Origin of the sequence: Streptococcus sp. NLN64 (assembly GCF_015831295.1) — a bacterium.
GTDB lineage: Bacteria > Bacillota > Bacilli > Lactobacillales > Streptococcaceae > Streptococcus.
Map to the genome: position 1 here is coordinate 1 of NZ_JADXDQ010000058.1, position 10,300 is coordinate 10,300.

A 10,300-nucleotide genomic window follows, 5' to 3' on the forward strand; every position below is an offset into this window, starting at 1 on the left:
AGCTACTGGAGATGGATTTTCTGCTTTAATCGCATCAACTCCTGAATCCTTCGCCGCTGTTACATCCGCATCTGTTTTAGCCCCATCTACTGCATCTTTTGCTTTGGTTGCTTCTGCATCAACCTCAAACTTAGCTGCGTCTTTCTCTTCCTTCGTCAAGTCATCACGACCGTCGATTTCTGCCTTCTTCGCTACTGCTGCGTCATCGATGGCTTGCTTAGCTGCTGGCTTAGCTACTGGTGTCGGATTTACGGTATTGATGCTTGTAATACCCGTATCTTTAGCAGATGTCACCGCATCATTCGTAGTCGCAGCATCGATTGCTTTCTTAGCGTCATTCGCCTTGGTATCGACCTCTGATTTAGCAACTGTTTTCTCTTCATCCGTGAGATCCGTACGCGAATCAATCAAGGCTTTCTTAAGATCCACCTCATCATCGATCGCTTGCTTAGCCTTATTTTTAGCCATAGCTGATGGATTTATGGCATCAATGGCAACGATACCTGTTTGGCGTGCATTATTGACTGCAGCATCATTTCTAGCTGAATGAATGGCCTCTATAGCTTTCGTTACTTCAGAATTTACCTGTGATCGAGCTTGAGTTTTCTCTTCCTCAGTTAGATCTTTCCGTTCATCGATCTCCGCCAATTTTTCATCAGCCTTGTCAAATAGATCCCGTTTAGCCGTTTCCTTCGCTTCCCCAACAACTCTAGCAGAGTCAATCAGACTCACCCCAGAATTCTTAGCAGACTCTACAGCATCATTGGTTGTTGCTGCATCAATGGCTTTCTTGGCATCTGCGACCTCTTGATCAACAATCGCTTTGCTTGACTCTTTTTCCTCATCCGTCAGGTCTGTACGAGTATCGATTTCAGACTTCTTGGCTTGAGCTGCGTCATCAATCGCTTGTTTCGCCGCGTTTTTAGTGTCAGCTTTTGGATTTACAGCTGAAATAGTGTCGATACCTGTGCTTTTAGCGGATTCAACACTAGCTTTATCCTGAGCTGCATCCACCGCATTTTTGGCATTGGTCGCCTCAGAATCAATCTGAGATTTAGCAGCATCTTTTTCTTCCTTTGTTAATTCATTACGGGTATCAATGGCTGCTTTTTGATCAGTTGCGGCTTGATCAATAGCCTCTTTTGCCCCATTTTTTATATTTGATTTTCCATCCAGCGCATTCTTAGCATCCTCAACCGCTTGTTTGGCATTATCAATCTCCGTTTGGCTGGCGCTTGGATTTTGGATAACATTGTTGGCATCTTCAACTGCCTTATCATAGACATCCTTCTTATCTTGACTTGCGTCTGTATAATTATCATCAGCTTTAGTGATGTTATCTTGATTTACTGTATCCCTAAGAGGATCCTTATCGGTAACATGAATCACGAATGATTTTTGAGATTCTCTACCAGCACCATCTCTGACCGTCACCGTTACAGGATAGTCGCCCTTCTCTGCAGTAGGATTTCCTGTGACAACTTTATTGTTATAGCTTAATCCATTAGGCAGCCCAGTGACCGTTACAGTTGGATTTCCTTCAGCTATCGTAAAGTCAATTGTTTTTCGGAAAGAAGCGCCTTTGGCGATGGTCTCGTCGGTTAAAGAGACGATATCCGGGTTAAAGGTAATAGTCTTACTTTTATCCATCACTGAGGTAGTTCCATCATAGTTGGTAACCGTCACAACCCCATTATTTGCAACTGAAAATACAGATGTAGGATTGATCCCCTGATTTCTGGGAACAGCTTTGATGGCATTCACGATAGCCTGTTTCTCAGACTCTGTCAGATTATTTCGATCTGCGACAAAGGTCTTAGCTGGGTCGTATAACAGGACCGTAATATCAACCACCTGCTCATCTTTCGATCCATCAGGATAGGTCACGATAACCGTTGGCCTGATATGACGGGGAATACTCATATCCAAATTTTCCTTAAACGAATAAGTAGTCCCACTAGGGTATGAGGTCGTTACAACCGATCGATCCGCTTGATACATCATATTGGGATGATTAATATTCACAGCACGCGGACGTGGAGTTACACCATACTGATCCGCCATTGTACCGTTATTCCGGAAGGCACTTCCACGCGCTACAGTGGCCGTACGACGGAAGGCAGATTCTCTAGAAGCGGACGGTACCAAGGCAAACAGCAATTGGTTTTGCTGGAGTTCCCGAATTTCTTGGGTTAACCTGGCTACTTCATTTGAAGCCAGTTTATAACCTTCTGGGACTTGAGCTGGATCCAAAGTGATAGAGACAGTTGCAGGCCGGTCCCTTGTTGATACCGTTGCAACTTTTTCAACGGAGCGGATTGCTTCGTTCGTGTTCTGGTTAACAAAGGTTAGCGTATAAGGAATCTCAACTTCTCTTTGATTACTAGTCGCTTTTTCCCCTGACCAATCTTCCTTAACTTCCTCAACTTTAGCAGATTCTTCAACTTTTTCAGTTGTTTCTTTCTTTTCTTCTGTTAAAGGCTTCATTTCTTCCTCAGCCTTAACTTCTGGTTCAGAAGAAGCAGGAAGCTCGCTTGATGTATGTGTTGAAGTTTTAAACTCTACAGAGACAGGCGATTCAACAACCGATTCATTTGTTGATATAATAAGTTCTCGCGACTCCCCCGGATTCGTCTGTTCCTTAGCTAGATTTGAACTTGCCAGACCCGTCGATTCTTCCACTTCATCAGCAGAAACACCTGTCCCCATCACCAAAAAGGCAGCGATTGCTACTGATACAACTCCTACATTAAATTTCCGTATTGAGAAACGCTGACGCGTCTCAAACGGGAATTTTCCATTTTTCTTTTTCATGGATATCCTTTCAAAATTTTATTTCCCCTTATTATCCCATAAAGAAAGGATTTACTCAAGAACCTCTATCTCATAAACAAGGTATTTGTAACCCCTTCCCCTGATCTTCAAACTCAATCTCATAAAACTCCAAAAACTAACTCGTGAAGTCCAGGCAATGCTAAGTGAGAGTAAGGCGAAACTAACAACGGTTACATTTGATTTTGGAAGAGTATTAACGAATTCCTAGGACGGGATTTTATCGACGAGACTCAAGGACTCTCCCTTAAAGTTCGAATTTCTATTTATCAGTTTGCAGCTGGTTAAGCAACAGTATCCCCTAGGTAACCTCGTTTATGTGAGAACTTCTGACATAGTTCGTTGCTTGTTTTTGGAAATTTTGGTAAAATACAACAATAAATGATAGTTTATCTGACAAAAAAGGAGAAAAATATGCCGCTTATTCAATTTAAAAACGTCGAAAAGTACTACGGTGATTACCATGCACTTCGGAACATCAACCTAGAAATCGAAAAAGGCCAAGTTGTTGTTCTCCTTGGACCTTCCGGATCAGGCAAATCAACCCTTATTCGAACCATAAACGCCTTAGAATCGATCGAAACTGGAAGTCTAGTCGTAAACGGACACGAACTGGTCCATGCATCAAACCAAGAACTGGTCCAACTTCGAAAAGAAGTTGGAATGGTCTTCCAGCACTTCAACCTCTACCCCCACAAAACGGTTTTAGAAAATGTCACCCTAGCTCCAATCAAAGTTCTAGGAATGGACCCAAAGGAAGCCTTGGCCTTAGCCGAAAAATACCTAACCTATGTAAATATGTGGGATCGTAAAGATTCCTATCCTGGTATGCTATCCGGTGGACAAAAACAACGTGTAGCCATCGCTCGTGGCTTGGCCATGAAGCCTGAATTACTTCTATTCGATGAACCAACTTCTGCCTTGGACCCAGAAACCATCGGCGATGTCTTAACCGTCATGCAAAAGCTAGCCCGAAGCGGAACCAATATGGTCGTTGTGACCCATGAAATGGGATTCGCTCGTGAAGTAGCGGACCGTATCATTTTCATGGCGGATGGAGAAATTTTGGTCGATACCACTGATGTTCACGGCTTCTTCGACAACCCTCAAGAACCACGCGCTCAACAATTTCTCAGCAAAATTATCAACCATACCAGTGATAACGTAAAAGAAGACTAGGAGGAAGCCATGAATCTTTCCAAATACCTTAAATTTCTAGCAGGTTTCTGTTTAAGCCTCCTCTTCCTATCGACAAGCGTTGCTGCAACCGAACTCCCAGACCAAGTTCAAAAGATTAAAGACGCAGGTGTCTTGCGTGTTGGTGTTAAACAAGACGTTCCCAATTTCGGTTACCTCGACCCCAAAGACAATCAATACCATGGCATGGAAATCGATATCGCTCAACAAATCGCCAAGGAATTAGGCGTGAAAATCGAGTACACCCCCGTAACATCCCATACGCGGGAACCGTTGATGGATAACGGTCAAGTTGACCTCATCATCGCCACGTATACGATTACCCCGCAAAGACAAGAATCTTACGCGATCTCAACGCCCTACTACTACGACGAAATCGGATTTTTAGTAAACCAAAAATCCGGTATCAAGAGTCCAAAAGGATTAGATGGTAAGACTATTGGGGTTTCCCAAGGTTCAACAACTAAAGCAAATCTTCAGGCTTTTGCCAAAGAAAATGGACTCTCTTTCAATTTTGTAGAACTGGGGTCCTTCCCTGAATTGGCAATCTCCCTTTACGCACAACGGATTGACGCCTTTTCTGTCGATAAATCCATTCTATCCGGTTACACCAGCAAACAAACGCAAATCCTAGATCAAGGATTTAATACACAAGAATACGGAATTGCCAGCAAAAAGACGAATACTGAATTGATTGACTACATTGATAACCTCATTGAAAAATGGACCCAAGACGGTACACTCAAACAAATTCAGGATTCGTACAATCTGAAGTCCGCTCAACCTACAGAAGACTAAGGAGGAAATATGTTACACGCAACGACTTCAACCAGCCCCTTCGCTTTAAGTAGATGGGCTGCCTTATTTCAGGAATCCGCTAGTTTCTTCCAAGGCTTTCTCTACACCCTTGGTTTGTCTATCGGGTCTCTTGCTTTAGCCATGCTTCTCGGTATCCTTTTTGCAATCATGGCGTCAAGTCAAAACAAATTCGCCCAATCTTGCTCTCGGGTCTTTGTGGAATTTTTCCAGAACACGCCACTGCTAGTTCACTTTGTCTTTGTCTTTTATGGCCTAGCTATTGTATCGCAGGGAACAATCATGATTTCAGCCTTTTGGACCGGCATTCTTTGTGTCGGCCTCTACCACGGGGCATATATTGCGGAAGTATTCCGTTCCGGTATCGAGGCTGTCCCTAAAGGGCAAATGGAAGCTGCCCTCTCCCAAGGTTTTAGTTATGGGGAGAGCATGCGGTTAATCATTATTCCTCAGGCAATTCGAACCATCCTTCCTCCACTGACCAACCAAGTGGTAAACTTAATTAAAAACACTGCAACCGTAGCTATTATTTCGGGTGCAGACATCATGTTCGTCGCTAAATCCTGGGCCTTTGAAAGCACCAACTATGTCCCCGCCTTTGCCGGCGCTGCTCTTCTTTATTTCATCCTCTGCTTCCCACTAGCTAGCTGGGGAAGAAGAATTGAAGAAGCCAATAAGCAGACCTACACACTTTAATTTAGAAAGGAACGGCTATGTCTGAACTTTTTACCAGTTACAACCTCAGTTTCCTTCTACAGGGCTTAGGGCTCACACTGCTCATTTCTGCGTCCGCGATTGTGTTATCTACCTTCTTTGGGACCATTCTGGCCCTGATGCGTAACAGTAGCTATCGTTTCCTCAAACTCTTAGCGGGTATCTATATTGAGTTTGTCAGAAATGTCCCTAACCTGCTGTGGATTTTCATTATCTTTTTGGTCTTTCAGGTCAAATCCCTACCTGCAGGGATTCTATCCTTTACCATTTTTACATCTGCAGCACTGGCAGAAATCATCCGAGGCGGCCTCAATGCAATTGATCAGGGACAAACTGAGGCCGGCCTCTCTCAAGGCTTTACCAGTTACCAGATTTTTACACTCATCATTTTCCCCCAGGCCTTTCGCAAAATGTTGCCAGCGATTATTTCCCAGTTCGTGACGGTGATCAAGGACACTTCCTTCCTCTATTCGGTCATTGCCCTTCAAGAACTCTTTGGTAAGAGCCAAATCTTGATGGGACGCCACTTCCAACCCGAACAAGTGTTTACCCTCTATGCATTCGTCGCGCTGACTTATTTTATTATCAACTTCCTAATCTCCAGTTTGTCCCGAAAACTTGCCCTTCGTTGGAAAGAGCAACAATAGAATACTCAAAAACCCCCAAGCCTTGCTAGCGCTTGGGGGTTTTTCGGCTATAGAGGATTGACTCAAGCGTGTTCAGAAGCACCTGATGAAGCATCTGCTGCAGGTGCCGCGGATGCAGGACCGCCTTGTGCATCAGAAGCCCCGCTTGTAGCATCTGCAGCTGCGGCAGCAGCCGGTCTCACAGATCCACCGACGAGGGATTGGCCTGTTGTTTCTAAATACCAGTCCAACCACGGTTTAAAGTTGAAGACAATCTCATTAATACCCGCATAAGAACCATCTGGATAGTACATCGCCTGATAATTATGGGTGTTAATAATATGTTCTGAAGGATTTGGTACAAGGGTCCGAACATATTCTTGGTTTCCATTGCGCAACGTTCCAACAACCCACTCAACATTTTTCATCCGATTTGCGGGTAGACTATTATGCACTGTCCCCAAGCGACTTCCAGACTGGGCAGGCACCCGTTTGGCCAACATGGTACTTGGATCTTGGTGAGCATTGTTGTAGTACAAGAACTGGTTGTTGTCATCTGCATAGGTCAATTCAAATGGCATTGAGTTGAGGAACATATTAATCTGATCAACCGTTAAAATACCGTGATCTAAGCGGACATAGGTATTGCCAGATACAGCCCCCGTAATTTCAGCCACTTTTTCAACCCATTCTGGATCATCTGGATCCACTTCTGTAATGGTAGTTGCAATTGGGTTATTACAGTACAAATCTTCTGGAAGAATTGGTTTTGGTTTCCGAAGTTTTGAAACCACTTGTACATATTTAATGAAATTGTCCACACAGGATTCCAAAAAGTTAACAGTTCCTTCACTGATGATATTTCCGTTTTCATCAAATGCTTCCTTGGCTTTACCAAGCAAGAACTCATTTCCAGGTAGGGTATAGGCATTCACACCAGGAGCATCTAAAATTTTTCTCAAATGAGTTTGGGCACGGGAAGTTCCCTGATCATGGTAGGAGGCCCCTACAATCATGATTGGTTTACTTTCCAGTGGATGAACCTTGTACGACAACCATTCTAAGACACTCTTTAAGGCAGCTGTAATGGTATGGTTGTGTTCTGGTGTCGCAATGATGACACCATCTGCGCGTGTAATTTTATTATTTAATAGACGTAATTGAAAATGCGCTTCCCAGTCTTCGTCTTGGTTGAACATTGGAATGTCTGTGATTTCTAAAATCTCCAATTCAAACCGCGTTTTAAAGTGTTTTCGAATAAATTCTAACAATGTGCGGTTGTATGACTGTTCTGCGTTTGATCCAACGATTCCTACAAATTTCATTCTTTCTCCCTCTCTTATGACAAGTTTTCCCAGTCAAAGTTTTCAGCTTCTTGACGTAGTAATTCTTGGGCATTTGACAATTTACTTGTTACTTTCACAAAAACACGAAAATCATCGAAAATTGCCTCTAATTTTTGAATAATCCGTGCATCCCTTAAGTTCCCATCATAGTCAAAAGCTTCAAGGGAGTGTGACAGTAAAAATTCATCTGGCAAGACATTCGCCTTAAGCTCAGGAGCATTTAAAATTTGACGCAATTGTAACTGGGCCCGTGATGAACCCAAAGTTCCGTAAGAAGCACCCGTAATCATCACCGGCTTATTCAAAAGTGGATAAATTCCATAAGATAACCAAGCCAAGGCATTCATCAACACTGCAGGAATTGAATGATCATATTCCGGTGTTCCAATAATAACCCCTTCTGCTTCCTCAATTTTACGAGCAATTTCGAGGACGGATTCTGGTACTTCTTTATTGGCCGGTTTATTAAAAACTGGTAGAGCACTAATTTCAACTAACTCAATCTCAGCCTTATCCTGAAAATGACGCTCTATATACTGAAGCAACTGACGGTTTGTAGATTTCGATGAATTTGTTCCAACAATTCCAATAAGTTTCATAGTCTTTTCCATTTCTATTTTTTCTACCTTTTTAAGTTTTCCTGTTGAATGGGAAGAGGCTTCATTCTCCCCATCACGAAGGTCGCTGCCAAATAAAAGTCTTTTCAAGGCCACTCGATAACATAATCCGATTGTCATCCGTAATGAGAATCCCTTCAATACCAGGCTCCTGTTCAATCTGCCACAGAACCACTTCCAAACGTAAACCGAACAAACGAGTCGTCCATAACTCACACTCCAAGGATGTCGGTGCAACTATGGTTAAACTCGCCAAACTTGTCTCAATTGGATAACCTGTGGTCCGGTCAAAAATATGATGGTAGCGCTTGTTTCCAATCTGCAAATAGCGCTCATAAATCCCCGAGGTCACTACAGACCCTCCATCAATTGGAAGCAGTCCTAAATTCTCTCCTCTAGGCCGCTTGGGGTCCTGAATTCCAATCAACCAATTCCCATCCGGTCGGGCTACATTCCTCCCCCAGACACGAACATTCCCTCCAAGATTGATCAAGATCGCTTGAATCCCTGGGTGATTTCGAGCATAGTCGATGACCTTATCCGCAATATAGCCCTTGGCCAAGGCACCTAAATCAAGCTTCATCCCTTGAACCTCAAGATAAACACTCTTAACTGTCGAATCCAGTTGAATAGCCCGAGGGTCTGAATATCGTAAAGCATTTTGAATCTCATCAACAGTCGGTAGCTTGGCGTCATTAAACCCAATTCTCCAGGTTTGCACCAAGCCTCCGATGGCAATATTCAAATTACTAGGATCAGCTAAACTATGCTTCTTACCAATTTGAATCAGCTCAAAGAGATCCGGATGGACTTGAATCGCCTCAATTCCAGCCTGTTGATTCACTTGATTTAGTTCTGATTGTTTATCATTTGCGCTAAAACGCAAGGTATACGTTTCTAATAGTTGACGAATCTCCTTCAGACAGAGACTTGGCTCATCTGCTTCTATCTGAACATCGATAAGAGTTCCCATCATTTTTATCTGACAACTACTCTTCACTCCCGCCCCTTTCTTTTACTTTTTTGAAATAATAAGGAAAACTTACACATCTATGATAACGCTTTCTTCATTAAAAGTCAACTACTCCCCGCATTTTATTTTGAGCAATAAAGGAAAAATACGATTCCTGTCACAAAGTAAAAACCCTGCCTCCAATCGGAAGCAGGGTTTTCATCACATTGATTGCTTGTTCATGAAATCAAATGCGATTCCAATGATTACTAATCTTCTTCACGCCGTTTTCTAGCTTTCAAACCAACCACTCCAAGAAGTGAGGCAATACCTAATGCTGTTAGGGCAGCAGAAGAATCTTCACCAGTCTCTGGAAGTTGTTGCTCTGCATAAGTTGGTTGAGCAGGACGTGGCTGAGGCTTAGGCTCAGGTTGCGGTTCTGGCTTAGGCTCAGGTTGTGGTTCTGGCTTAGGCTCAGGTTGCGGCGTTGGATCCGGATCTTTCTCATAAGGTACCGGTGTATCCTTAGCAGGATCATTCGGATCTACGATTGAAGGCGGAATATAACCCTTCGTTGGATCCTCTGGATCAACTGGTTTCAATGGATTACCATTTGGATCTTTTGGTGTATAACCTGGGATGTATGGTAATGGTGGATTATTACTTGGATCCTCTGGAGTTTCATCATACGGTACTTTTGGAATTTCCTTACCTGGGTCAGTTGGAATAAATGGAATATAGCTTCCCAATTCACGGTACACATAGGTCACATGAGTTGATCCCTCTGTAATCTTACCAGTCTCGTTACCTTGAGTTTTACCTGGTACCAAGATGTAACGTTTACCATCCTTCTCAATAATCCGAGGTTTGTTGTCTGTTGTGTCATAAGGAGTTTCCACATCGCTTTCTGGTGTATCCACTACATCTTTCGCGATAGTTTCACCCTTCTCATTCACATAATGAACAACAACGTTACCCTTCTTCACTTCAGGTGTTGGATCTGGAGTTACCGGTACGTATGGTACTGGTGTATCCTTACCTGGATCGTTTGGATCTGTGATGGATGGCGGAATATAACCCTTGGTTGGATCGTCTGGATCAACTGGTTTCAATGGCTCATTTGTTCCTGGTACTTTTGGTTCGTATCCTGGAATGTATGGCAATGGTGGGTTATTGCTTGGATCCTCTGGGGTTTCATCG

Annotated in this window: 9 protein-coding genes; 4 read left to right on the forward strand and 5 right to left on the reverse strand. The window is 43.2% G+C overall.

What is annotated here, in order from left to right; translation table 11 throughout:
* Nucleotides 1-2,814 (reverse strand): DUF1542 domain-containing protein (locus I2503_RS07885; protein ID WP_196967597.1); only part of this gene is annotated, 2,814 nt, incomplete at its 3' end.
* A 432-nt stretch (nt 2,815-3,246) separates the two neighbouring features.
* On the opposite strand from I2503_RS07885, the gene I2503_RS07890 reads away from it, so the two are divergent.
* From I2503_RS07890 to I2503_RS07905, 4 genes are read left to right on the forward strand one after another with little or no spacing between them, the layout of a single operon-like run.
* Nucleotides 3,247-4,011: an amino acid ABC transporter ATP-binding protein gene (locus tag I2503_RS07890; RefSeq protein WP_196092278.1), complete on the forward strand. Its 765-nt coding sequence runs from the start codon at nt 3,247-3,249 to the stop codon at nt 4,009-4,011.
* A 9-nt stretch (nt 4,012-4,020) separates the two neighbouring features.
* Nucleotides 4,021-4,827, forward strand: a complete 807-nt coding sequence (locus I2503_RS07895) for a transporter substrate-binding domain-containing protein (protein WP_196092277.1) — start codon at nt 4,021-4,023, stop codon at nt 4,825-4,827.
* Nucleotides 4,828-4,836: 9 nt separating this feature from the next.
* A complete protein-coding gene (locus tag I2503_RS07900) occupies nt 4,837-5,541 on the forward strand; it encodes an amino acid ABC transporter permease (RefSeq protein WP_196092276.1) in 705 nt (234 codons plus the stop codon).
* A gap of 17 nt (nt 5,542-5,558) precedes the next feature.
* Nucleotides 5,559-6,206 carry an amino acid ABC transporter permease gene (locus tag I2503_RS07905; RefSeq protein ID WP_196092275.1) on the forward strand — a complete coding sequence of 216 codons (648 nt, stop codon included), beginning with the start codon at nt 5,559-5,561 and terminating at the stop codon, nt 6,204-6,206.
* Between the two features lie 62 nt (nt 6,207-6,268).
* Here the strand turns inward: I2503_RS07905 and I2503_RS07910 are convergent, their stop codons facing one another.
* From I2503_RS07910 to I2503_RS07925, 4 genes are all read right to left on the reverse strand, one after another.
* The gene (locus I2503_RS07910) at nt 6,269-7,510 is read right to left on the reverse strand and encodes an NAD(P)H-dependent oxidoreductase (RefSeq protein ID WP_196092274.1); all 1,242 of its coding nucleotides are present in this window, start codon (nt 7,508-7,510) and stop codon (nt 6,269-6,271) included.
* A 14-nt stretch (nt 7,511-7,524) separates the two neighbouring features.
* Entirely contained in the window at nt 7,525-8,130 is a 606-nt protein-coding gene (locus tag I2503_RS07915; protein WP_196092273.1) for an NADPH-dependent FMN reductase, read from the reverse strand.
* Between the two features lie 73 nt (nt 8,131-8,203).
* Nucleotides 8,204-9,148, reverse strand: coding sequence for an FAD:protein FMN transferase (locus tag I2503_RS07920; RefSeq protein ID WP_196967598.1), 945 nt, complete (start codon nt 9,146-9,148; stop codon nt 8,204-8,206).
* 221 nt (nt 9,149-9,369) lie between these two features.
* Nucleotides 9,370-10,300: MucBP domain-containing protein (locus tag I2503_RS07925; protein ID WP_196967599.1), on the reverse strand; the 931-nt coding region annotated here is incomplete at its 5' end.

Coding starts and splice junctions, on each gene's coding strand:
- I2503_RS07890 (WP_196092278.1), top strand. CDS start 3,247: ATGCCGCTTATTCAATTTAAAAACGTCGAAAAGTACTACGGTGATTAC.
- I2503_RS07915 (WP_196092273.1), bottom strand. CDS start 8,130: ATGAAACTTATTGGAATTGTTGGAACAAATTCATCGAAATCTACAAAC.
- I2503_RS07895 (WP_196092277.1), top strand. CDS start 4,021: ATGAATCTTTCCAAATACCTTAAATTTCTAGCAGGTTTCTGTTTAAGC.
- I2503_RS07910 (WP_196092274.1), bottom strand. CDS start 7,510: ATGAAATTTGTAGGAATCGTTGGATCAAACGCAGAACAGTCATACAAC.
- I2503_RS07905 (WP_196092275.1), top strand. CDS start 5,559: ATGTCTGAACTTTTTACCAGTTACAACCTCAGTTTCCTTCTACAGGGC.
- I2503_RS07900 (WP_196092276.1), top strand. CDS start 4,837: ATGTTACACGCAACGACTTCAACCAGCCCCTTCGCTTTAAGTAGATGG.